This is a genomic window from Paenibacillus sp. sg306046 (assembly GCF_059821225.1).
On sequence record NZ_JCAMRT010000017.1, the window covers coordinates 114,101 to 137,908 of the forward strand.

Here is a 23,808-nt window from a genome sequence, read left to right on the forward strand (position 1 = left end):
TCCATGCCGTCTGAAGACGGATGACTCCTGCGCTGGCTGTTCATACCAGTATGCGCCTAACCGGAATCGTCCAAACCTCTGCTGCACGCAAGCGTCTGTTTTCAGCGTTCGCTGTAAACAAAGAAGACCCCACACCACAGGTCACGTGGTTATGGAGTCTTCTCTGTCCGTATTCGGCGTATCCGTTACACCTGGAATTTGGAAAGCGATTGTTTCAAGGAAGTGGACAGCTCCTCCAGCTTGTCCGACAGCCGGACCAAACTGTTTGAAATGTTCAACTGTTCATTGCTCAGGGAAGCAACCTCCTGCGACGTGGCTGACGATTGCTCCGCTACCGCACTGACATTGGTCATCGACTCGTTCAAGACGACTTGCGACGTTTCCAGCTGGCTGATGGATTCCGTAACCTCCGACAACCGTTCGATAAAGCCGCCCATCTGCGCATCCACCAGCTTGAAGATCGAATCGGCTTCTTTGACCGAACCGATTTGCTGCTGGAAGATCGGGTACGCCTTGGACAGCACCTGCACCGTCTCTTCGATCTCACGTTGAATTTTCTCGGTAATTTGTCCAACGATATCAATGGATTGGCGCGACTGATCGGCCAGCTTGCGAATTTCATCAGCAACGACCATGAAGCCTTTCCCGGCTGCGCCCGCCCGCGCCGCCTCAATCGTCGCATTCAGCGACAAAATATTCGTTTGCTTCGAGATATTGCCCAGTACATCCAGAATTTTGACAATCGAACGTGTGCTGTCCTTCAGATTATCAACCTTCTCAACCATCGAACGGGTCATCGCTTCGGTTTCATTTGTTTTGCCGATCAGCTCATTCATGTACGTAATCCCTTGCTTACTCGATGACTGCACATCGCTGGCGGCCGTACCCATCACGACATTGGTGGAGACGACATGCTGCATCTGTACGCCGATGCCTTGCGTCAGCTCGTTGCCGCGCTCCGATTCGACGGCCAGGCTGCTCGCGCCCATCGCAATTTCCTCGGTCGCCACCGCGATATCCTTCGCCGACATCGCTGTCTTCTTGGAAGCGTCGGACAGCTCCTCTGCCGTCAACAGCACTTCCTGCGCCGAGACGTTCGTCTGCTGCACCAGCTGCGTAATTTTCTCCATCATTTCATTGAAGCTGACGCTGAGCTGACCGATTTCATCCTTGCCTCTAGGCTTCATCCGCACCCGCAGATTGCCTTGCTCGCCTTCCTTCATCAGATTGCGCAGCAAAATCAGCGGACGCCCGATCATGCGGGCCAGCAGGTACCCGATCACGACTGCAATCAGCATCGCTCCAATTGCCATCGCGATTGTAATATCGAAGATCACCTGCGCATCCTTGACCAGCTCTTTGACCGGCATCGACCCGATAAGCGACCAGTTGTTTATTTTCGACTTGTAGAACACAAGCTGGTTTTGTCCATCCTTGCTAGGCATTTTGTCATGCTCTTTATTCAGCGCATCTGGGTCCATATCCAGCGTATTCGGCTTCGCCAGCAGCGTACGGTCCGCATTGTATACGTAATTTCCGCCCGCAGACACGATTGCCGTGCTGCCGCCCTCGCCCATATTAATCTGATTCAGCTGTTCACCCAGCAATTCCATCTTCAGTTCAATCAGCAAAATACCTGTAATCGAGCTATTATTCGTATTTTTTAACACACGGCCCATCCCGAAGGACGGAGCTGCGCCGGCCGATATCGACTCGACTTGCGTGAACCCTTCGGCCTTCGTTTCCAGCCAGACCGCCTGGCCGCCCCCGTCCACGAGTTGCTTGAACCAAGGCTGGGTGCCGACGCCGCCGCTGCCTGCCATATTGGTCGTGGAGCCCATCATCGCGCCCGTTTCCGACATCAGATGAATGGACCTGATGTTTTTGTTAGCAAGCGCATACACATTCAGCTTATCCGTCAGTTGACGCGTAACTTCCATAAACGTATATGTATTCGGATCTGCTACGCGAAGCTCGGCGCCCAGTCGGCGGATGTCCTCGTTAAGCATCATTTGCATCGACAAATCCTCATAGGTCGAATAAATCAGATCCAGCTTTTGCCCTGCCTGAATGGCTGTCTGCTCGCTTGCATCCGCCACCTTCGTCTGGATGACAGCCTTGGACTTCGAATACGAAATCAAACCGACAATTAACACGAAAAACACTATGCAGAAGAAAAAGATCGCAAACAGTTTAACGCCGACAGATTGGAAAAACTCCGTATTCATCCGTGACCTCAGACCCTCCAGCAGCGCCTTCCAGTCCACTTTAGCCAAAAAAGACCCGCCTTTACGCGAAGCCTGTTTCGTTTTTCCCCATACTCCGGACTGCTGCACCTTTTGAACCAGTGAAGACCATGTCTTCTTCAAAGCAAGCACCACCTAATTGTGTTTGGATAGAACGTATAGCGACTGCAAGGCTCGATTGTTTACACGTTCTTCATCATTTGTACATACAATTTCGGCAAAATTCGGGAAAACCCTTTTCAATCCCGAAAATTTTGAAAATTATTTTCATAATTTAGCCAAAATTGCTCATATTTCAGGTCTCATCTCTAGATATATCGGTAACACTTCATTATTTTTGAAGTAAAAAAAAGTAAACAAAACATCTGATCTTCTAAGACCAGATGTTTTGTTGGATGCCGGTTATACACGGAATTTGGATAACGACGCTTGCAGGGAGGTGGACAGCTCCTCCAGCTTGTCCGACAAGCTAACCAGACCCCCGGATATGCTCAACTGCTCATTGCTCAGCGAAGCGACCTCCTCCGACGTGGCCGACGACTGCTCCGCCACCGCGCTGACATTGGTCATTGACTCACTTAATACCATCTGGGACGTCTCCAGCTGGCTGATCGACTCGGTAACCTCGGACAGCCGTTCAATGAAGCCGTTCATCTGGGCATCCACCTGCTTGAAGATCAGGTCCGCTTCCTTCACCGACATGATCTGCTCCTGGAAAATCGGATACGCCTGGGACAGCACATCAACCGTTTCATCAATTTCCTTCTGAATTTTCTCGGTAATTTGTCCGACGATTGCGATGGACTGCCGGGATTGATCAGCCAGCTTGCGAATTTCATCGGCGACGACCATGAAGCCTTTTCCTGCCGCTCCCGCCCGCGCCGCCTCGATCGTTGCGTTCAGCGATAAAATATTAGTCTGCTTCGAAATATTACCGAGCACATCCAAAATTTTGACGATCGAACGGGTGCTTTCCTTCAGCCGGTCGACCTTCTCGACCATCGAACGCGTCATCGCTTCCGTGGCGTTTGTTTTGCCGGTCAGCTCGTTCATATAGGCAATCCCTTGCTTACTGGACGACTGCACCTCGCCGGCTGCCGTACCCATGACGACATTGGCAGAGACGACGCTTTGCATCTGCATCCCGATATCGTGCGTCAGCTCGTTGCCCCGCTCCGATTCGACAGCCAGGCTGCTGGCGCCCATCGCGATTTCCTCGGTTGCGACCGCGATATCCTTGGCCGACATCGCCGTCTTTTTAGAAGCTTCCGACAGCTCGCCTGCCGTCTCCAGCACTTCCTGGGCAGACACATTGGTCTGCTGCACCAGCAGCGTAATTTTCTCCATCATCTGATTGAAGCTAATGCCGAGCTGGCCGATTTCATCCTGACGCTTGATCGGCATACGTACCCGCAGATTGCCTTCCTCGCCTTCCTTCATCAGGTTGCGCAGCTGTACCATCGGCTGCCCGATCAACCGGGCCAGCAAAAAGCCGATCACGACAGCGATCAGCATCGCCCCGAAAGCCATAGCGAGCGTCATGTCATAGATGATCGTTGCATCCTTGACAAGCTCCTTCACAGGCATAGCCCCGACAAGCACCCAGCCGTTATGCGACGATTTATAATAAACGAGCTGATTTTGATTGTCGGTGGATTTCAATTGATCGTGATCCTTCTCGAAAACATCCTTCCCGATGTTCAACGTATGCGCCTTGGCGAGCATCTCCTGCTGCTGGTGATAAACGTAGTTGCCATTCTCCGACAACAGCACGGTGCTGCCGCCATCGCCCATGTTGATTTGCCCGATCTGATCGCCGATGACATCGACCTTGATTTCGATCAGCAGCACGCCGTTTGTTTCGCCGTTAAGCGGATTTTTCAACACCCGGCCGAGCGCAAAGGAAGGATTGCCGGTCGCCGACTTCACGTTCAGCTGCGTGTAGCCCTTCTCTGTCGTCTCCAGCCAACGCGGCTGGCCCCCGCCCTCCAGAATGGATTTGAACCACGCCTGATCCGCCGGGACGGACGCTCCCAGTGAGCTGAAGGTCGAGTTGATGCCCTCGCCCTTTTCCGTCATCAGATGAATCGCCTGAATATTTTTGTTGGCGAACGTATACATATTAAGCTGCTCCGTCAACAGCCGGGTCTGCTCCAGAAACTCATACGAATTGCGGTCCGTCTTGCGCAGCGAGCTGATCAGCTTCGTCATCTCGCTGTTCAGCATCATCTGCATCGACAAGTCTTCATAGCTTGAGAAAATGAGATCCAGCTTTTGTCCCGCCTGTATGATCGTCTGCTCGGATGCATCCGCAACCTTAGTCTGGATAACCTCCTTCGACTTGTTGTACGAAATCAGCCCCACCGTCAGTACGAAAAATAAAATACTGAAGAAAAAGATCGTAAACAGCTTGCCCCCGACCGATTTCATCGGGTTCATCCGCAATTTGCCCACTGATGCGACGAGTGTACGAGCGTTCAGGCTTCCAGCGACAGAGGAATCGGAACGGATCGTGGAGATGGTTTTGGCTTTGGCCAGGATGCCGCGGCTCCTGTTCCGCAGCTGCTCGAACCAAAATGATAGCGTTTTCTTCATAGGAGACACCACCCGCTTCTTAATGGAAGCCAATCTGACGGCCGCTAACCGTCATCTGACCGTAAAGCTTAGCCCATATATTCGACATCATTTGGTAATAATCCTTTCGCCATCCCGGTTGTTTTCAAAATTAATTAATTCTACGGAACCATAAACCGGGACGGATGTCCCACAGTCGGCACGCCAGCCTTCCAGCCGAACGGCAGGGACCGACAACTCGTGGCCTTCATCTTCCTGTGGACAAAAGATAAGCCTGTCCCGGTCCGCACGTTCGCAGACCGGACAGGCTTTCGCTGTCATTGTTTTTGCCGACTTACGTTACAGTTTGACGTATCGGCTTGACCTTACTTCCCTTTGCCGAATCGCTTGCGCATCATATCAAGCGGGCGGACAGGCGCCGCCACCTTCATCCGGATCGGCTGGAGCGGATGGCGTGCCGCATCCAGCGCTTCGCCGGCCTCGTTGTAGATGTCCGGCACGGTTTGCTTGAAGAAGGTGCCGCCCGGACCGAAAAATTCGATTTCCTGGCCCGGCTTGAAATGATTGCGCTGCTGCACAAGCGCCGTCCCGCTGGCCGCGTCATACTCCAGCACAACCCCGACGAAATCATAAGGGGCCGCTTTGTCCTCCGGCTCGAAGATATGGTCCTCATGTCCCGGATGGTCGTAGAAAAACCCTGTGTTGAGCGGACGATTCGCCGCCTTCTGAATTTCGTACAGCCATTCCGGCTGCAGCTCATAGTGAACCGGGTCGGCGAAATAAGCGTCAATCGCTTGCCGGTAAGCATTCACGACCGTTGCGACGTAATGTACGCTTTTCATCCGGCCTTCGATCTTGAAGCTGTCCACCCCGGAGCGGATCAGCTCCGGCACATATTCGATCATGCAAAGGTCCTTGGAGCTCATCGAGAACGGGTTGTCGCCCTCCTGGAACAATGGCAGCTCCTTGATTCCGATCTGTTGGGCATCCAGCTCTTCCTCGGTCGTGAACAAGTCGTATTTCCAGCGGCACGACTGCGAACAGCCTCCGCGATTGGAATCCCGGTCGGTAAAATGGTTCGACAGCACACAGCGGCCGGAATACGAGCTGCACATCGCGCCGTGCACAAACACCTCAATCTCCATTTCCACCGACTGCTTGATCTCCACAATCTCCTCCATGCTCACCTCGCGGGCCAGCACGACGCGGTCTACGCCGTCTTCCTTCCAGAACTGCACCGCCTGCCGGTTCATCGTCGATTGCTGCGTGCTCAGATGAATTTCGAGGCGCGGCGCTACGCGGCGGCATGTTTCGATAATAATCGGATCGGCGACAATAATCGCGTGAACGCCCGCATCCTGAATCCCGCGCAAGTAATCCTCCAGGCCGGCGATATCTTCGTTATGCGCGTAAATATTGGTGGCTACAAACACCTTCGCTCCGTATTTCTCCGCAAACTCCACCCCCTCGCGCATCTCCTCAAAGGTGAAATTGTCCGCGTTCGAGCGCAGTCCGTACTGCTGACCGCCGATATAGACGGCATCCGCCCCGTAATGAACGGCAAACTTCAGCTTCTCCAGGCTGCCTGCGGGCGCGAGCAGCTCCGGCTTGTCCAGCCGGATGCGCTTGCCGAGCAGCGCTTCTTGCTCTTGTGTGTTCATGCAGCTCCCCCTCTTCCCTTGTTGTCCTTGTAGTTAACGGATCGGCGATGCAAGCCGTGACTTTGCTTGATCCATGTATTTAATACACCTGTTCTTTATAGAAAAATCCGTAGGACAGCTCGCGTCTCGGGTCCTGCAGCTCGCGAATCGCGTCCAGCAGCGCTTCATCGAACACATAGCCGGCCGGATCGGCCGTATAAGCGTCGATCGCCTGCCGGTAGCCGCGCAGCACCGTTTCATTGTAAGCAACCGGCTTGAGCAGCGACTCGATCTTCAGGCTGTCGATTCCGCCCTCCAGCAGCTCATGCAGGCTGTCCAGCATACAGATATCGTCCGAGCTCATAATATGTGTGCCGTTGATGTCCTCGTACACCGGGAACCGTTCGTTTTGGCGCTCCTGTTCAATCAGGAACAGCCCTTGATCGACACCCGCCTGCAGCGCCTCATCCGCCGTCAGCACGCGGCTTTCGCCCTGATGGTTCTGGTAGTTCGTCAACAAGCTGCGCTTGGAATGATAAATGTTCGTAATGCCGTGTACCTGCACCTGCGTCTCCAGCTCTGGCAGCAGCCGCTTGATTTCCAGCGTTTCCTCCAAATTCAGCTCGCGGGCCAGCACCATGCGCGTAGCTCCCTTGCCGCCCCAATATTTAGCGGTTGCATAGTTGGTTGAGGTCATCTCGGCGTTCCAATGCAGACCGATCCCCGGCGCCGCGCTGCGGACGGCGATCAGCACAGCAGGGTCGCCAAACACAAGCGCATCCACCTGCAGCCGGTGCAGCTCCCGCAAATAGGCGTGCAGCTCCTCCAGCTGATCATTGTTCATCAGATTGTTTACGGCGGCGTAAGCCTTCACCTGGCGCGCGTGCAGCCATGGCACAAGCTCCTCCAGCTCCGCGAGCGTAATCTCGCCCGGCAGGCGCAAGCCGAAGCGATGCTCGCCGAGCAAAATCGCATCCGCTCCCGCTTCCACATACCGTCTGGCTTCATCCGGCGTGCCAGCAGCTATCAACAATTCCGGCTTTGTCATCAAGGCACCTCTTTGTCTCAGATTGCGGTTCGCCCTGCCGCTTAAGGAGCGGCCGTCTTGTTGCTCTCCGCGATATTTTTTTTGTGCTGCTCGAACGTTTCCGCGAACAGATGCTTGCGGCTGCCGTCCTTTTTTGTCACATAAAATAAATACTTCGTCTCCTGCGGATAGATCGCCGCCCGGATGGCGTCCAGCGACGGACTCGCGATTGGCCCCGGCGGCAGCCCCCGATTCAGGTACGTATTGTAGGGGCTTTCCACCCGTAAATCCTTCTCGTACAGCCGCTCCTTCTGCTTGTCGAACAAATATTGCACCGTGGCGTCGATCTCCAGCTGCTTGTTTTGCTTCAGCCGGTTATGGATCACGCCGCTGACAAGCGCCCGCTCCTCCGGCGCCGCCACCTCGCGTTCAATCAGCGAAGCCAGCGTCAGCGTCTCGTGCAAGGTCAGCCCGTGGCTTTCCATCGCCTGACGCCAGCCCTCTGGCAGCTCCTGCAGCCTCTTGTCCAGCTGCCCAACCATCGTGGCAATCATTTCGCCCGGCGCCGCGTCTTTTTTCCATTCGTACGTGTCCGGGTACAAATAGCCTTCCAGACGCGCCTTCAGCTTCGGGTCGTCCGGAATACCGGCTGCCGCAGATTGCGGCGGCGCGGCAAACCCGGCCAGCGCCGCCTCAAAGGACGCAGCATCAACACCCGCTTCCTCCAGCTTCTCGGCAATTTGCCGCACCGTAAAGCCCTCCGGCACCGTCAGGCGCAAGCCCGCTTCCTTAACCGCGTCTCCGCTGTTCAGCTTCGCGATGATCGCATCCAGCCCCATGCCCGGCTGCAGCTCGTATTCTCCCGCCTGGAAACGGCCGCCCTGGCCTTTATATTTCACATAATAGGTAAATAACCGCGCGTCGCGAATCAGCCCGTGGCGCTGCAGCTCGGCGGCCAGCTCGCCTACCCCGGTGCCCGGCGGATACACAACCCGCACCGGGGTCTGCGCCGCCGGCACAGGAGCCAGGCCGCGGCTCACATACAGCGCCAGACCGACGGACAAGCCCAGCGCGGCGCAGATCAGCACAACGGCAGCGCGCAGCCAGAATCGTCTGAACGTCATCCTATCCTCTCTCCCAGGCGCTCCCGCGCCGCTTTTCTCTGTACACAAACGAAAAAGAGCGGATCATCTCCGCTCATAGGCTACTAACGTCAAGTACCGGCTTACACGGTTTCATCGTCCGGAAGCGTCCATTCATCGAACAACTCGGAGACATCTTCCCACTCGTCGTCGTCTTCGATCGTCTCCAGCTCCAGTTCTCCATCGTCGTTACGCGTCACCCGGAAAATTTCCGGTTCATCCGTCTTCCCCGGCTTCACCTTCTCCAGCATGGCGTAGCCATGACCGTTCAGCACAAGCTCAGACACGATGCGGTAGACAACGGACTCCTGCTGTTCATCCAATAAAATAATATCATCTCCGTACGCATCCCGCAACTGGTGCGTCGTCGTTGCTTTCCCCATCGGATTCAACATGAGCGTCCTCCTTCAAACGGAGCCGAGGAGCCGAGGCTTACTTCGGCTCTTCTTCGTCCTCTTCGTCCTCTGCGAATTCGTCCATTAGCGTGTTGAACGTTTCTTCGACGATGTTCCATTCTTCCTCGTCCTCGATCGTGTACAGCTGCAGGTCGTCGCCGTCTTCCTCATAACGGAAGGCGTACACTTCGTCAGACTCCTCATCCGCATCAACCGGAACAACCATCATGTATTTCTTGTCCGAGTCATCCACCTCAAACTTCATAATGACCTCGAACTCTTCTTCATTGCCCTCTTCATCCGGAATAAAAATAATCTCGGGCTCTTCTTCCAACTGGTCTTTGTCGTTATGTTCCTTCTGGGACATCTCGTTCACCTCTTCGACTGGGAATGTGCATCCATATAGTTTTGCAAAATCAGCGCGGCCGCCAGCTTATCGACAACCTGCTTGCGCTTCTTGCGGCTGACATCCGCTTCGAGCAGCGTGCGCTGCGCCGAGACGGTCGTCAGTCTCTCGTCCCACAGATGCACGGGCAATTGCAGCTGCTCGTGCAACATCCGGGAGAACTCGATGCACAGCTCTCCACGAGGGCCAATCGTATTGTTCATGTTCTTCGGCAAGCCAACGACAATTTCCGTGACTTCGTATTCGCGGATAATGTCCTGCAGCCGACCCAGATCACGTTCGGCCGTCGAACGCCGGATGACCTCCAGCCCCTGGGCTGTCCATCCGAGCGCATCGCTGACCGCGACGCCGATTGTCTTGTCCCCGTAATCCAATCCCATTACCCTCATGAAATCGTGTCCCGTCCGATAGCTTATGACTTGTACTGCTTCAGGTACGAACGGACCAGCTCTTCAATCAGTTCGTCCCGCTCTCGCTTGCGAATGATGCTTCGGGCGTTATCGTGACGCGGGATGTAGGCCGGGTCGCCGGAGAGCAAGTAACCGACGATCTGGTTAATCGGATTATACCCTTTTTCCTGCAGCGCGTCATATACCGCCAGAATGACTTCTTTGGGCGAGGTTTCAATTTCTTCCGCTTTCACGTTGAATTTCATCGTTTTATCCATCGAACTCATCTTGCGAAGCACCCCCTGCGATTCTATTAACTCAACTTATTCGCCATAAGTCAACAAATTCCTGTTGACAGGCTCCTTTATTATCCAACAATTATGTGGCGGCGAGCAAATTTTCTACAAGACCGAGCGCTTCGCCCAGCTTGGAGGCGTCCTTGCCGCCCGCCTGCGCCATATCCGGACGTCCGCCGCCGCTGCCGCCGCAAGCCGCCGCCACTTCCTTGATCAGCTTGCCTGCATGGTAGCCTTGGCTGACCAGATCAGGCGTCACAGCCGCTACAAGATTAACCTTGCCTTCGGCAGCCGCGCCAAGCACGATCACCGCAGACCCGAGCTTCTGCTTCATCTGATCCACGATGCTGCGCAGCGTTTCCATGTCGCCTGCGCTGACTTCGGCAGACAGCAAGGTGACGCCGCCGACCGTCTTCACCTGATCGGTGAGCGAGCCTGCTTCTACGCTGGACAGCTTCGCCTTCAGCGACTCGTTCTCGCGCGACAGCTCCTTGAGCTGGGCAAACAAGCCTTCGACCCGCTTCGGCACATCCGCGATGTTCGACTTGAGCAAGCCGGCCGCATCGCGCAGCAGCTGGAGCTGACCGTCCAGGTACTGATACGCGCCGCGGCCCGTTGCCGCTTCGATCCGGCGAACGCCTGAGCCGATGCCCGATTCGCTGATCAGCTTGAACAAACCGATCTGGCCCGTATTGGCCACATGGCAGCCGCCGCACAGCTCCAGGCTGTAGTCGCCGACACGCACGACCCTTACGACATCGCCGTATTTCTCGCCGAACAGCGCCATCGCCCCCATTGCCTTCGCTTCCGCAATCGGCTTGAGGCTGATGTCAACGGCCAGGTTGTTCCATACCTGTTCGTTAACGCGACGCTCGATTTCCTGCAGCTCCTCAGCGGTTATGCCGCCAAAGTGAGAGAAGTCGAAGCGCAAGCGGTCCGGCGCAACCAGCGAGCCGGCCTGATTGACATGCTCGCCTAGCACATCCTTGAGCGCTTTATGCAGCAAATGTGTCGCCGTATGATTTTTAATAATATCCTCGCGCGCTTCCTGCGCAACGGCAGCCTGTACCGTCTGGCCTTGGCGCAGTACACCCGCTTCAACCCTTACCGTATGCACATGCTGGCCGTGCGGCGCCTTGCCGACCTCCTCGACCTTGAGCACAAGGCCGTCTGCGGTGATCAAGCCGTGATCGCTCACCTGGCCTCCGCTTTCCGCATAAAACGGCGTACGATCCAGAATAACCTGGCACAGCTCGCCGGTACCGACGAGATCGACAAACTGCTGCTCGTGGACAATCGCCACAACATTAGCAGTTGTTACCAATTCAGTATAACCAACAAACTCGCTTTTAACCGTGTAGTCCGTCAGCGGCCCGCCCTGCACCTTCATGCTGCCGGATTCCTGGCGTGCGGCGCGGGCGCGGTCACGCTGCTCCTGCATCGCCGCGTCGAAGCCTGCCCGGTCAACCGTCAAGCCTTGCTCGGCCGCAAAATCCTCGGTCAGGTCAAACGGGAACCCGTACGTATCGTACAGCTTGAACGCATCCGGTCCGCTGATGGAAGCAGCGCCGCTCTGGCGCGCCTTGTCCGTCAGCTCGGCGAGAATGGCGAGGCCGCCGCCCAGCGTCTCGTGGAACCGCTCCTCCTCGGTGCGGATAACCTTTTCGATGAAGGCGCGCTTCTCCACAACCTCTGGATAGTACACGCCCATAATGTCGCCCACGATGCCGGTCAGCGAGTAAAGGAACGGCTTGTCCAGTCCGAGCACCTTGCCGTAACGAACGGCGCGGCGCAGCAGACGGCGGATGACATAACCGCGACCTTCATTGGAAGGCAGGACGCCGTCGCCAACGGAGAAGGCCACCGTCCGGATATGGTCGGCAATTACCTTCAGCGCAACGTCGGTTTCCAGCTTTTCCTTGTACACGACGCCGGCCAGCTCGGCCGTTTTCTGAATGATCGGCTGAAACAAATCCGTATCGAAGTTCGAATCGACATCCTGCAAAATGGACGCGAACCGCTCCAGTCCGGCCCCGGTATCAATGTTTTTGTTCGGAAGCGGCGTGTAGCTGCCGTCCTTGTTATGGTTGAATTGGGAAAACACGAGGTTCCATACTTCCAGGAACCGTTCATTTTCGCCGCCCGGCCAGCATTCCGGATCGCTCAGGTCGCCGTATTTGTCGCCGCGGTCGTAGAATATTTCCGTACAAGGCCCGCACGGTCCTTCGCCGATATCCCAGAAGTTCTCATCCAGCTTGTAAATGCGTTCAGCCGGCAGTCCGATCTTTTTGTTCCAAAATTCAAACGCCTCGGTATCCTCCGGATAGACGGTAACCGACAGCCGGTCGGGATCGAAGCCGATCCATTCCTTATCCGTCAGAAACTCCCACGCCCATGTAATGACTTCTTCCTTGAAATAATCGCCGATCGAGAAGTTGCCAAGCATTTCGAAAAAGGTGTGATGACGGCGCGTTTTGCCTACATTTTCAATATCGTTGGTGCGGATGCACTTCTGCGAGTTGGCAATGCGCGGATTTTCCGGTACGACACGTCCGTCGAAATACGCCTTGAGCGGCGCCATGCCGGCATTGATCCATAGCAGCGACGGGTCGTTGTGCGGCACGAGCGGAGCGCTCGGCTCGATTTTATGTCCTTTGCTCTCGAAAAAAGCTAGCCATTTGGAGCGAATTTCACTGGCTTTCACTTGTAATAACCCCCCTGGTTTGGTATGAAACGGAAAACGACAAAAAAACGCCCCTGAAAGCAGGGACGATTGAATCGCGGTACCACCCTGGTTATTGCGCCTGGCTCCGCTCGCGGCCGCTGTAGGCGGACGAAACGGGAGAACGCAATCTCCTCTAGCCGAATGTTAACGGGTCCGGGTCCGGCGGAGTTTATCCGCACTCTGAAATGAGCGTTCGGTTATTCTTCATCAGGAAAGCTCTCGCAGCGGAGCAAGCTGGCGGCAAACGTTGACATCGGGGCGACTTCCCCGCTCACGTCCGGCTCAGCGCTCCAAGCCTTCTCTCTGGCTAATGGGCTACAACCTACTGAATTTCTTCAACGATTTAGGGTATGTTGACATGCGTCTATACCGGGAAATTATACCGCTGTCCGGCAGCCACTGTCAACCACGCTACACGGTTCGGCGGTGGACGACGTACAGAAATAAATGCTGCACGATCACCTTCATCACCGCAAAAAACGGGACGGCCAAAATTAGCCCCGGCACCCCCGCAACCTCGCCGCCGACAAGCAGCGCAAATATAATAAGCAGCGGGTGCATCTTCAGCGACCGGCCCACCACCTGCGGCGAAATGACGTTGCCCTCCAAAATTTGGCAGGCCGTATTTACGATGATGACCAGCAGCACCATTTTCATGGAGATGGTTGAAGCCACAATTAACGCAGGCGCCGCTCCGAGAAACGGACCAAGGTATGGAATAATGTTAAATACGGCGACAATGCTGGCCAGCAGCAGGGCGTACGGAATACCAATCGACCAGTAGCCGATATACGCCAGCGCGCCGATGATCACACAGACGGTAAATTGCCCGCGAATGTAGTTGCCGAGCGCCGTGTCGATATCCATCAGCAATGACACGATTTCCTTGCGGTGCGTCTTCGGTACAATCGCTAGCGTTGTTTTCTCCATCAGCTGGAAATCCTTGAGCATGTAAAAGGCAACAAACGGAATGATAAACACCATAAACATGGTATTAATCGTGCTGCCGATCCCGTTAATATAATCTGCAATCGCCGCCGAAACGCTGCCCTCCAGCTTCGACAAGGATTCATTAATGCCGATTCGCACGCTGTCCGGTAAAAACTGCAGGCCGTTCAGATCGTCCACCAGGCTTTGCGCCTTAAAGGAAACATCCGGCATGCGTTCGTTCAGCTCGGCCAATTGATTGACAAACATCGGGATCACATTCATCAGGATGACGGTCATGGACATAATAAACATCGCGTAGATGAGCAGCACCGCAATCGTTCGCGGCACTCTGCGCGCGCCGAGCAGCGAGACAACCGGGTTCAGCACATACGAAATAATAAGCGCGATGATAAACGGGGTAAGAATTTCCCGCAAAAATACATAAATCCCCGTAATTAGCGGCCTCAGCTGCATCAGCAGCAGCAAGATGGCGAGACCGACGAGCACCATCACCATGCCCAGCAATATACGGTTTTTGGGTAACGGGTCCATCGGCTTTCACTCCCGGAGCCGCGCAGGCGGCAAAGGTTTGGATGCGAGCGACTCGCTCGGTACATACGACAGTATATGTACAACCTCTGCTTTTTAATCCTTGATCAGCCAGAAAACGCCGCAAAACGGCGAAGCAGCTTGTGCTCCACCGATGCGGCGTATGTGTTCAACCCTCATGTTTACGTAAATCGCGTAATCGCGTAAATCGCTGGGACAAGCCCGCTTTATACAAAGGGTTTGTCCGTCGATTTTTAATTAGCGTGGACTTGCGGCATTTCCTCTTCAAAAAACAGATCGTCCAGCGAGCTGAGCGTACCGTCTTCCTCGACCTGATACACCGACATTTTTTCACCGTTCACGGTTAATTCGATAAAGCAGCCCCAGCAATAAAACTGGTGCGAGCCGATTTTGCCAATATCTTTGGAGTTGCAGTTTGGACAACGTAACATCGGTATCACCCTATTCTTCTTTTGGTACGAAGATTTCCTCCAACGCCTCGCTTGCGTGAACGGGAACAATCAAGGCATCCTCGCCGACTTTGACGGAGTCCGGCATGGGCAACCATTTGCGCCCTTCTTTGAGATCTGAAATGAAACCCTCGGTTAGCTCATAACCTATTATTTTCCTACCCGATCCGCTATCGGCATAAACATCATCCACGACGCCAAGCTGGTGTCCGTTGACGGTTACAAGAGGCATTCCCTTAATGCGGCGGCTCCCGCCGAGCAGCATACGCCACGATGGCTCCGCCTCCAGCGGCTGGACGAGGTCCTCCCGCTGAATCGTAACGGCATCGTCGCCGACAGCCGTCACACCTTCCCAGCGGACACAGCTTGCCTCCTGGAACCAGTGCCCGCCACTAAGCACGAACGCTTGAATATGCCATTCGTCATCAAGCAGCACATCCTGAACAGCTCCTACTTGCTTGCCGGTCTGCACACACAGAACGGGCAGCCCGATCACATCACGGATTCGCTTCAACGTCGATCTCTCCAATCAGGCTTTAGGCCCCTTCTGAACGATCGCCAGCCAGCGCCGAAGCCGCATCAACCTGATGAACCGGTACATGATGGGCAGCGCCTCCGCTTAGCCGTTACTACGCAAGCGGCGCACAACGGTTTCAACAAGCTCAGCGGTACGGACCATCTGGGCTTCGTCATTGCCTGCTCCGAAGCTGAAGCGGACGGCGGAGCCGGACCGAGCCTCGGACAACCCCATCGCACGCAGCACATGCGAAACTTCCAGCGAGCCCGAGGTGCAGGCCGAACCGCTCGCTGCGGCAATTCCCGCGAGATCCAGATTCATCAGCATCGTCTCGGTCGCAACGCCCGGAAAGCTGACATTTAAAATATGCGGCAGTCGCGCAGCCGGATGTCCGTTCAAGACGAAGGCTTCGTGTCCCAGCCGACGCTCCAGCTCAGCGACCAGTTTACAACGTAGTGTTTCCACTTTCTCCCTAAGTTCATACCTGTTCTGCGCAAAAAGTTCCACCGCCTTGCCGAAGCCTGCGATGGCCGGAATGTTTTCCGTTCCGGGACGGCGCTTGCGCTCCTGTGAGCCGCCGTAGGTTTGCGGGATCAACCGCGCGCCCCTTGCTATATATAACGCGCCGATCCCCTTGGGACCATGCAGCTTATGCGCGGAAAAACTCATCAAATCAACCGGCAGCTCCGACAGACGAATCGGCACATACGCAAGCGACTGCACGGCATCGACGTGAAACGCAATGCCCCGCTCGCGCGCAAAGGCTCCGATCTGCTCAATCGGCTGCAGCGTTCCGACTTCATTGTTGCCGTGCATGACGCTGATCAAAACCGTATCCGGCCTGACCGCCGCTTTCACAGCCTCGACCGACACCTGGCCGTACTCGTTGACCGGCAATCGCGTAACCTCAAAGCCAAGCCGTTCCAGCCGGTCGCAAGCATGCAGCACGGCATGATGCTCGATTTGCGTCGTAATGATATGGTTTCCGCGACTTCGGCCTGCCTCGGCTGCGCCGTAAATCGCAAGGTTATCGCTTTCTGTGCCGCCTGACGTAAAAACAAGCTCAGCCGGCGAGCAGCCGACGAAGCTGGCGATCTTGTCCCGCGCCTCATTTAACGCGAGCTTGGCGCCACGCCCGGCCCAATGCGTGCTGGACGCATTACCGAAGCCGCCGGTCCAGTATGGCAGCATCGCTTCTACGACCTCCGGAAGCACCGGCGTCGTAGCGGCATGATCCAAATAAATCGTGTCCAATTTAATTCACCACATTTGTCCCTCTCTGATCGCGATCAGTCAGGAGTTAGGAGTATGGCAAGCTCTGGCGGCCAGAGCTTGCCGGATTTTTAAATGTAAAACATGTAGCTGTCGTTTTGATTGCCTTCATCTTTGAATGAAATCAGATCGTGCAACGAAGTTGAATCCAGCACCTCAGCGATGCCGTCCCGAATCCGAACCCACAGATGCCGCTTGGCAGGGTCATCCTCTTCCGTGAAATCAACCGGACTAATCGGCCCTTCCAGTACGCGAATGACATCGCCCGCTGAAATATCCTCCGGGTTTTTGGATAGAATGTAACCACCGTAAGCGCCGCGAATGCTCTTGACCAACCCGGCATTACGCAGCGGGGCAACCAATTGCTCTAAATAATGCTCGGAAAGCTGATGCTTTTCCGCGATGCTTTTCAGTGAGGTGGGTCCTTCTCCGATCCGAGTCGCCAGCTCCATCATAATGGTGAGCCCGTAACGGCCTTTTGTAGATATTTTCAAGTCAAGCACCTCATTTACATTTGATACATGTTTATATCTTTTCTATCGTAACATAAATCCGCTACTGATGGGAGAGTAACCTTGTCAACTTCATGAAATTATTTTATTCCGGCTGCGATTGGTTGTATAATACAACCATGTCATCAGCAAAGCGAGGGAAAACATTATGAGTAAACCACGTATCGTCCTTGGGATGTCGGGAGGCGTCGATTCCTCCGTAGCGGCTCTGCTGCTCAAGGAACAGGGCTACGAGGTGATCGGTATATTTATGAAAAACTGGGATGACACCGATGAATTCGGCCACTGTACGGCAGAGGATGACGCGGAGGATGTGCGCCGCGTATGCGAGCAAATCGGCATCCCCTATTATACGGTCAATTTCGAGAAACCATACATGGACAAGGTGTTTGCGTACTTCCTTGACGAATACCGCAAGGGACGGACGCCTAATCCCGATGTGATGTGCAACCGCGAGATCAAATTCGGTGAATTTCTGAACAAGGCGCTGGAGCTCGGCGCCGATTATATCGCAACCGGCCATTACGCCCGGGTGGAGCAAGCGGACGGCAAGCTCAGGCTGCTGCGCGGCGTCGATGCGGGCAAGGACCAGACGTATTTCCTCCATGCGCTTAATCAGTATCAATTGTCCAAAGCAATGTTCCCGATCGGCAACCTGCCCAAGCCCGAGGTGCGGGCCATTGCCGAGAAGGCCGGGCTTGCGACCGCCAAGAAAAAAGACAGCACCGGCGTCTGCTTTATCGGTGAGCGGAATTTCAAGGAGTTTTTGAGCGGCTATTTGCCGGCCAGGCCGGGGGATATGCGTACGCTCGATGGCGAAGTGAAGGGCCGTCACGACGGACTGATGTATTACACGCTCGGCCAGCGACAAGGACTCGGCATCGGCGGCTCCGGCAACGGCGAGCCTTGGTTTGTTGCCGGCAAGGACCTGGAGCAAAACATTTTGTACGTCGTGCAGGGCGAGAAGCATCCTGAGCTGTACTCCAAAGGACTGCTGGCCTCGGAGCTGAACTGGATCGCAGGCGAGCCGCCGCAGGAGGCTTACCGGTGTACAGCGAAATTCCGCTACCGTCAGCCTGATCAGGGCGTTACGGTCGATTTTCAGGCCGACGGCCGCTGCGAGGTCGCCTTTGATCAGCCGCAGAAGGCCATTACGCCGGGGCAATCGGTTGTGTTCTACGATGGCGACACCTGCCTTGGCGGTGCGGTCATTGATGCTATCATCCGCGCTTGATTGATGCTGAAAAACCGTCGGAGGCTGACGCTTCCGGCGGTTTTTTTGTCGAACTATTTCCCGGGCTATAAAAGAAGAGCCGACCGTTCGCAATTCTTGCCGTCATGCGACTTAGCCAATTGTCAGCTTGCCTTCCGGATACCGGTACGGCTCTTTTTTCGGATTCGGCTGAAGCGCATACGCCAGCGTAACAATTCCGACACGTCCGATAAACATCATAAGAATAATAATGATTTTGCCCGCAGCTCCCAGCTCCGTCGTCAGCCCCCCGCTCAAGCCGACCGTTCCGAACGCAGACACCGCTTCAAATAAAATAATCAGAAAATCCTGCTCCTGCACCGCAGACAACGCCATCGTGGACGCCACGACACAAAACAGCCCGATAAAGCAAAAGGTCGTGGCCCGATAAATATCGCTCTTGGCAATCCGGTGGCGGAATAACACAACATCCTCCTTGCCGCGAATCATCGCCAGCAGCGCGCCGACCAGGATGACGAAGGTCGTCAGCTTGATTCCCCCGCCGGTTGAGCTGGGGGCCGCCCCGATAAACATCATAATAATCATCAGAAACAACGTCGCCGAGCGCAGCTGGCTAATATCCACCGTATTCACGCCGGCCGAACGGAGGCTTATGGATTGGAACAGCGAAGCAAGCAGCTTCGTATCCAAATCGAGCGGACCCATTGTTCGCGCATTCGTAAATTCGAAAATAAAAATCAGCAGCGCGCCCAGCAGCATCAGCACAGCCGTTGCCGACAGCACAACCTTGCTGTGGAGCGAAAGCTTGCGCGTGCGGCGGTAGTCCACCAGCTCGGCCAGCACGATAAATCCGATGCTCCCGAGTAAAATAAGCAGCATCGAGATGATGTTGACGCCCCAATCGTCCACATACGGCGTCATGTTGCGGAAGCCGCCAAGCAGCTCGAAGCCTGCGTTGTTGAAGATGGAAATCGCGTGAAACACGCCATAATAAGCCGCCTGCGGCACTGGCATTTCATAGGACCAATGCCAGGTGAAATAAAGCGCGGCCACCCCTTCGATCAGCGCGGAATACAGCAGCACCTTGAGAATAAGCCGAACGACGCCGTCGATGCCGGACAAGTTCAACGATTCCTTGAGCATAATCCGGTCGCGCAGTGAAATGCGCTTGCGCAGCGCCACCGCAAACCACGTGACCGTCGTCATAAAGCCGAGTCCGCCAAGCTGAATCAGCGCCAAAATAACCAGCTGCCCGAAGGTCGAAAAATACGTGCCGGTATCGACGATCACAAGTCCGGTTACACAGGTCGCCGATGTCGCCGTAAACAAGGCGTCGATAAACGGCGTCGGCTGACCGCTCTGCGAGGCCGCCGGCAGCGACAGCAGCAGCGTGCCGACCGCAATAATAAAGGCAAAGCCCACCGCAAACACACGCGGCGGGGTCAGCTTGATTCCCTTGAATGTACGGGCCAACTTCGATCTCTCTCCTTGCTCTCTCATAAACGTTGTTTAGAGCAAGTATATCATGTCCGCCCGAATTTCGTTAATCCGTTCCGCCGGCCTGCCTTAACCGCCAGATGAACGGTCCGGCGGCAGCCAGGCGTCGTCATCGGCGTTCCCGCTGCCGCCAGGCGGCGCATGACGCTCCGGCAGTTGGCGGGTAAGCAAAATGCGCGAGATGCGCAGATGATCAATTTCCTCAATGACGAACGACCAGTCTTCCCCCCAATGGATCAGCTGCTCCTTGACCGGCGGCATCTCGACCTGCGAGTAAATCCACCCTCCGATCGTATCGTAATCATCGGTCTCAATCGTTAATCCGAAAAAAGCATTCACTTCCTCAATAAGCAGCCGACCGTCGATCGAATGGGCGTGCTCATTCCTGCGCTCGATCTGCGGTCGCTCCTCGTCAAATTCATCCTGAATTTCCCCGACAATTTCCTCGATAATATCCTCGAAGGTGACAAGTCCGCTTGTGCCGCCGAATTCGTCGATCAGCAGCACCATTTGCGTTTTCCGCTTCTGCATCAGCTTGAGCAGCGCGCTGATCTGCATCGACTCCGGCACCTTGAGCATCGGCCGGATAATGTCGCGCAGATCAACCGCTTCATCCGTCAGCTTGAGCAGGTCCTTCATGTGGACGAATCCGGCGATATGGTCCTTATCCGGCTGGCACAGCGGGTAACGGGTATGCATTTCGCTAATCGCCAGCAGCTTGTTTTCCTCATACGATCGCTGCGCGTACAGACATATCATTTCCGTCCGGGGAATCATAATTTCTCTGGCGGTCGTCTCGGCAAATTCAAAAATATTGTCAACCAGCGTCATCTCGGTGTTAGCGATGTAACCCCGGCGATTGCTTTCCTTCATCAGAGAGCGGATTTCATCCTCGGTATGCGCCGCTCCCTGCTCCTCCGGCGGCTCGATACCGACCAGCCTGAGCAGCCCGCTTGTGATCGCGCCGGACAACCGCAGCAGCGGACTCAGCAGGAGCCGCAGCCAGGCCCCGGACCGGACCGACCAGGCCGTCAGGCGTCCCGGCCGGCGGCTCGTATACGCGCGGGGCAGCAACTCGCCCAGCGTCAGCTGCAGCAGCGCCAGCAGCGCAAACCCGGCTACTGCGGCGGCGATCTGCGCAGCCGCTGCAGGCAAGCCGAGCGCCTGCAGCGGTGCAGACAGCAGCAGCGCCAAGCCTGCAGCGCCAAGCCAGCCCAGGCCAAGGCTCGTCAGCGTGCTTCCGGCGCGGAAAGCAGTCGCCTCCCGGTCTGTCCGCCGGGTCGGGCTGACTGGCCCATTCAGCGCATGCGAACTATTTAGATTATTCGGACTAGACGGATCAGCCTCCCCCGCTGCGCGAGGAGCTTCATCCGACGTCGAGCCGTCAGGCGGCTCCGCTCGGCCAGCGTCTGCTGGCGAAGCGCGTGCAGTCACACATTGAAAAGCAACCAGCAAACCATGCAACCCAATCAACAGCACAACCGACATGATGCATAACCAGATGGAGAACGGATCGCCGCTCAAGCCATACCCACCTTCCCGAACCAGCTGCTGTTTGGTTGCCCGGCTAAAACCGGGGTAAACCCTGATCGAATCCTGATGAAGCCCGGATTAAACAGCTACTATTACCCTATACAGCCGGGGTTTGGCCTAGAACGGGATTTTCAATTACGCTTCTCGTTATATTTCGTATAAATTTTCCCTTCAACACCGGCATTTTGCGGCGTGTAAAACCGGGTATGCTTCAGTTCATCCGGCATGTATTGAATGACCGCGCCCGGGTGGTCAATCGGATTGACATAGGTTGTCGTGCCGTCTCTGATCTGCGCCGGCACCTCGTACGCCCGGTGCTCATGAACCGTTTGCAGCGCCGCGTTAATGCCTTTGTAGACGCTGTTGGACTTGGGGCTTTCACAGACGTAGACGACAGCCTGCGCCAGCGGCAGCCGCCCTTCCGGCATGCCGACGAACTGGATGGCGTCCTTCGCCGCTACGGCTACCTGCAGCGCATTCGGGTTCGCCATCCCGACATCCTCGCAGCTGTGCACGATGACGCGGCGTATGATATACATCGGGTCAACGCCGCTGTCGAGCAGCCGGGCCAGCCAATACAGCGCTCCGTCGGTATGGCCGCCGCGCATGCATTTACACAAAGCCGAGGTCAAATTGTACTTGTCCGTCGTGCTGATCGTATTCATCCGGGTCGCATACGCTTCGCGAACGGCAGGCAGCTCCACGACATCGGAGTCAAAGGTGGAAAACACAGCCGCCTCCAGAGCGTTAATCGCATTGCGCAAATCGCCGTTGCAAATATCGGCCAAGTAATCAAGCGCCTCGGGCGCCATCCTCACCTTGAGCTTGCCGAGCCCGCGCTCGGCATCGTCCAGCGCCTGCAGCAGCGCCGAACGAATATCCCGCTCTGTCAGCGGCTGCAGCTGAAATACGCGGCAGCGGGACACAAGCGGCGGAATGATGTCATGCTGGATGCTTTCCGTCGTGCAGCCGATCAGCGTGATCGCGCCGGTTTCGACGACAGGCAGCAGCGACTCCTGGATATTGCTTTTCATCGCATGAATCTCGTCGATAAAAACGATCGTTCGTTTGTTATACAGCTTCTTCATGTCCTTTGCTTTCTCGAACGTATCGCGCAGCAGCGCAATCGACAGCGAAACCGCGTTCAGCTTCACGAACTCGGCCTCGCTCAGCTTGCTGACGATCATCGCCAGCGTCGTCTTGCCGCTGGACGGCGGCCCCTGCAAAATAAGCGAGGGAACCTTGTCCGACTCGATTAAATGACGCAGCGTTTTGCCTTTGCCGATCAAATGGGTCTGGCCGATATATTCATCCAGATTTCGCGGTCTCATCCGCTCAGCGAGCGGCTTGTATTCCTCAGTCGAGGACGACTGATTATAATCGAATAAGTCCATACGTCTCTACCTTCTTCATCGCAGAATCTTGTTCCATTGTAACATAGTCCCGGCTGTCGCACAGAGAAGGTGCGTACGGACAAAGACCCGCGCAACAGGATTCAGCGGACAAAAAAACCGGCGTCCGCTCCTGAGAGCAAACGCCGGTCCACAGCTTGCATACCTTGCGTGTCTTAATACAAGCACTGCTTAATGCCCGCCAAACGCTACTTAATGCCCGCTTTCGCCAGCAAGTCCTTGACTGCGACACTGACCATAATCAGACCGGCTACCGGGGGGACAAACGCGTTGCTGGCCGGAGGCTGCTGAGCCTTGCGGATTTCCGGAGCATTGTCCGGCACAATTTTTTGCGTCACGTCCTGGCGAGGCTTGATGGGCTCCTCGGTCGAAAAGACGACCTTGACGCCTTTATGGATGCCTTCCTTACGCAGCTTATGCCGGATCACGCGAGCCAGCGGGTCAACGGACGTTTTGGAAATATCCGCCACCTGGAACCGCGTCGGGTCCATCTTGTTGGCCGCGCCCATGCTGGAAATCAACTTAATTTTGCGGCGGCGGCATTCCTTGATCAGATGAATTTTGTAGCTGATCGTATCCGACGCGTCCAACACATAGTCCAGCGGATACGCAAATAGCTGCTCGTATGTTTCCTCGGTATAAAACATCCGCAGCGCGATGGCGTCGCACTCCGGGTTAATTTGCAGGATACGCTCCCGCATCAGCTCGGCCTTCGGCTGGCCGACGGTCGTCGTCAGGGCATGGACCTGTCGGTTCACATTTGTAATGTCAACCACGTCCTTGTCGATCATGATGATCCGGCCAATCCCGGTACGAGCCAACGCTTCCGCAGCTATACCGCCGACACCTCCGATGCCGAGCACAGCTACCGTGCTGTTTTTCAGAGCCTCCAGCCCTTCCGGTCCGATCGCCAGCTCCGTGCGTGAAAATTGATGCAGCATTGCGGCTTCCTCCTTTTCCCTGATCGTTCTGGAAAGCTGCTTCCAGCCCATGCCTTTCAGCTTATAGCCTATAGCTTTCGTCAGCCTGCGACTTGTCCGCTTCCAAATTGTCCGCTATTGTC

General features: G+C 55.5%; 20 protein-coding genes. 1 reads left to right on the plus strand and 19 read right to left on the minus strand.

The genetic code is table 11. The annotated features are described in order from the left end of the window. Positions 1 to 185: 185 nt before the first annotated feature. From AC6ROY_RS17745 to cymR, 15 genes are all read right to left on the minus strand, one after another. A complete protein-coding gene (locus AC6ROY_RS17745) occupies positions 186 to 2,369 on the minus strand; it encodes a methyl-accepting chemotaxis protein (protein ID WP_500101910.1) in 2,184 nt (727 codons plus the stop codon). 279 nt (positions 2,370 to 2,648) lie between these two features. Continuing rightward, on the minus strand, positions 2,649 to 4,841 hold the full coding sequence (locus AC6ROY_RS17750) for a methyl-accepting chemotaxis protein (protein WP_500101911.1): 2,193 nt from the start codon (positions 4,839 to 4,841) through the stop codon (positions 2,649 to 2,651). 344 nt (positions 4,842 to 5,185) lie between these two features. After that, the gene (locus AC6ROY_RS17755; protein ID WP_500101912.1) at positions 5,186 to 6,481 is read right to left on the minus strand and encodes a peptidase U32 family protein; all 1,296 of its coding nucleotides are present in this window, start codon (positions 6,479 to 6,481) and stop codon (positions 5,186 to 5,188) included. Positions 6,482 to 6,560: 79 nt separating this feature from the next. Then, positions 6,561 to 7,511 carry a peptidase U32 family protein gene (locus AC6ROY_RS17760; protein WP_500101913.1) on the minus strand — a complete coding sequence of 317 codons (951 nt, stop codon included), beginning with the start codon at positions 7,509 to 7,511 and terminating at the stop codon, positions 6,561 to 6,563. Between the two features lie 38 nt (positions 7,512 to 7,549). Continuing rightward, positions 7,550 to 8,611: an endolytic transglycosylase MltG gene (gene mltG / locus AC6ROY_RS17765; RefSeq protein WP_500101914.1), complete on the minus strand. Its 1,062-nt coding sequence runs from the start codon at positions 8,609 to 8,611 to the stop codon at positions 7,550 to 7,552. Positions 8,612 to 8,712: 101 nt separating this feature from the next. Further along, positions 8,713 to 9,024 carry a DUF1292 domain-containing protein gene (locus AC6ROY_RS17770; RefSeq protein WP_500101915.1) on the minus strand — a complete coding sequence of 104 codons (312 nt, stop codon included), beginning with the start codon at positions 9,022 to 9,024 and terminating at the stop codon, positions 8,713 to 8,715. 37 nt (positions 9,025 to 9,061) lie between these two features. Continuing rightward, positions 9,062 to 9,391: a DUF1292 domain-containing protein gene (locus tag AC6ROY_RS17775; protein ID WP_500101916.1), complete on the minus strand. Its 330-nt coding sequence runs from the start codon at positions 9,389 to 9,391 to the stop codon at positions 9,062 to 9,064. A 5-nt stretch (positions 9,392 to 9,396) separates the two neighbouring features. After that, positions 9,397 to 9,819, minus strand: a complete 423-nt coding sequence (gene ruvX / locus AC6ROY_RS17780) for a Holliday junction resolvase RuvX (RefSeq protein ID WP_500101917.1) — start codon at positions 9,817 to 9,819, stop codon at positions 9,397 to 9,399. 23 nt (positions 9,820 to 9,842) lie between these two features. Beyond that, entirely contained in the window at positions 9,843 to 10,106 is a 264-nt protein-coding gene (locus tag AC6ROY_RS17785) for an IreB family regulatory phosphoprotein (protein ID WP_072329451.1), read from the minus strand. 91 nt (positions 10,107 to 10,197) lie between these two features. Then, complete coding sequence (gene alaS / locus AC6ROY_RS17790; protein ID WP_500101918.1) at positions 10,198 to 12,819, minus strand: alanine--tRNA ligase; 2,622 nt, start codon at positions 12,817 to 12,819, stop codon at positions 10,198 to 10,200. Positions 12,820 to 13,251: 432 nt separating this feature from the next. Further along, a complete protein-coding gene (locus AC6ROY_RS17795) occupies positions 13,252 to 14,322 on the minus strand; it encodes an AI-2E family transporter (protein WP_500101919.1) in 1,071 nt (356 codons plus the stop codon). Positions 14,323 to 14,573: 251 nt separating this feature from the next. Then, on the minus strand, positions 14,574 to 14,771 hold the full coding sequence (locus AC6ROY_RS17800; protein WP_028549805.1) for a YrzR-like zinc ribbon domain: 198 nt from the start codon (positions 14,769 to 14,771) through the stop codon (positions 14,574 to 14,576). Positions 14,772 to 14,781: 10 nt separating this feature from the next. Then, positions 14,782 to 15,303, minus strand: coding sequence for a PRC-barrel domain-containing protein (locus tag AC6ROY_RS17805; protein ID WP_500101920.1), 522 nt, complete (start codon positions 15,301 to 15,303; stop codon positions 14,782 to 14,784). Between the two features lie 105 nt (positions 15,304 to 15,408). Beyond that, positions 15,409 to 16,560: a cysteine desulfurase family protein gene (locus AC6ROY_RS17810; protein WP_500101921.1), complete on the minus strand. Its 1,152-nt coding sequence runs from the start codon at positions 16,558 to 16,560 to the stop codon at positions 15,409 to 15,411. 89 nt (positions 16,561 to 16,649) lie between these two features. Further along, on the minus strand, positions 16,650 to 17,072 hold the full coding sequence (cymR, locus tag AC6ROY_RS17815; RefSeq protein ID WP_500101922.1) for a cysteine metabolism transcriptional regulator CymR: 423 nt from the start codon (positions 17,070 to 17,072) through the stop codon (positions 16,650 to 16,652). 166 nt (positions 17,073 to 17,238) lie between these two features. Here cymR and mnmA point away from each other — a divergent pair, with 166 nt between their 5' ends. Next, the gene (gene mnmA, locus AC6ROY_RS17820; RefSeq protein WP_500101923.1) at positions 17,239 to 18,324 is read left to right on the plus strand and encodes a tRNA 2-thiouridine(34) synthase MnmA; all 1,086 of its coding nucleotides are present in this window, start codon (positions 17,239 to 17,241) and stop codon (positions 18,322 to 18,324) included. A gap of 111 nt (positions 18,325 to 18,435) precedes the next feature. Here mnmA and AC6ROY_RS17825 read toward each other — a convergent pair whose 3' ends face one another. From AC6ROY_RS17825 to AC6ROY_RS17840, 4 genes are all read right to left on the minus strand, one after another. Further along, a complete protein-coding gene (locus AC6ROY_RS17825) occupies positions 18,436 to 19,776 on the minus strand; it encodes a TrkH family potassium uptake protein (RefSeq protein WP_500101924.1) in 1,341 nt (446 codons plus the stop codon). A gap of 93 nt (positions 19,777 to 19,869) precedes the next feature. Next, positions 19,870 to 21,324 carry a hemolysin family protein gene (locus AC6ROY_RS17830; RefSeq protein WP_500101925.1) on the minus strand — a complete coding sequence of 485 codons (1,455 nt, stop codon included), beginning with the start codon at positions 21,322 to 21,324 and terminating at the stop codon, positions 19,870 to 19,872. 140 nt (positions 21,325 to 21,464) lie between these two features. Then, on the minus strand, positions 21,465 to 22,727 hold the full coding sequence (locus tag AC6ROY_RS17835; protein ID WP_500101926.1) for a replication-associated recombination protein A: 1,263 nt from the start codon (positions 22,725 to 22,727) through the stop codon (positions 21,465 to 21,467). Between the two features lie 206 nt (positions 22,728 to 22,933). Beyond that, positions 22,934 to 23,686 carry a tRNA threonylcarbamoyladenosine dehydratase gene (locus AC6ROY_RS17840; protein WP_500101927.1) on the minus strand — a complete coding sequence of 251 codons (753 nt, stop codon included), beginning with the start codon at positions 23,684 to 23,686 and terminating at the stop codon, positions 22,934 to 22,936. Positions 23,687 to 23,808 lie beyond the last annotated feature (122 nt).

Coding starts and splice junctions, on each gene's coding strand:
- AC6ROY_RS17835 (WP_500101926.1), bottom strand. CDS start 22,727: ATGGACTTATTCGATTATAATCAGTCGTCCTCGACTGAGGAATACAAG.
- AC6ROY_RS17785 (WP_072329451.1), bottom strand. CDS start 10,106: ATGAGTTCGATGGATAAAACGATGAAATTCAACGTGAAAGCGGAAGAA.
- AC6ROY_RS17840 (WP_500101927.1), bottom strand. CDS start 23,686: ATGCTGCATCAATTTTCACGCACGGAGCTGGCGATCGGACCGGAAGGG.
- AC6ROY_RS17755 (WP_500101912.1), bottom strand. CDS start 6,481: ATGAACACACAAGAGCAAGAAGCGCTGCTCGGCAAGCGCATCCGGCTG.
- AC6ROY_RS17795 (WP_500101919.1), bottom strand. CDS start 14,322: ATGGACCCGTTACCCAAAAACCGTATATTGCTGGGCATGGTGATGGTG.
- mltG (WP_500101914.1), bottom strand. CDS start 8,611: ATGACGTTCAGACGATTCTGGCTGCGCGCTGCCGTTGTGCTGATCTGC.
- AC6ROY_RS17775 (WP_500101916.1), bottom strand. CDS start 9,391: ATGTCCCAGAAGGAACATAACGACAAAGACCAGTTGGAAGAAGAGCCC.
- mnmA (WP_500101923.1), top strand. CDS start 17,239: ATGAGTAAACCACGTATCGTCCTTGGGATGTCGGGAGGCGTCGATTCC.
- AC6ROY_RS17750 (WP_500101911.1), bottom strand. CDS start 4,841: ATGAAGAAAACGCTATCATTTTGGTTCGAGCAGCTGCGGAACAGGAGC.
- ruvX (WP_500101917.1), bottom strand. CDS start 9,819: ATGAGGGTAATGGGATTGGATTACGGGGACAAGACAATCGGCGTCGCG.
- AC6ROY_RS17770 (WP_500101915.1), bottom strand. CDS start 9,024: ATGTTGAATCCGATGGGGAAAGCAACGACGACGCACCAGTTGCGGGAT.
- AC6ROY_RS17800 (WP_028549805.1), bottom strand. CDS start 14,771: ATGTTACGTTGTCCAAACTGCAACTCCAAAGATATTGGCAAAATCGGC.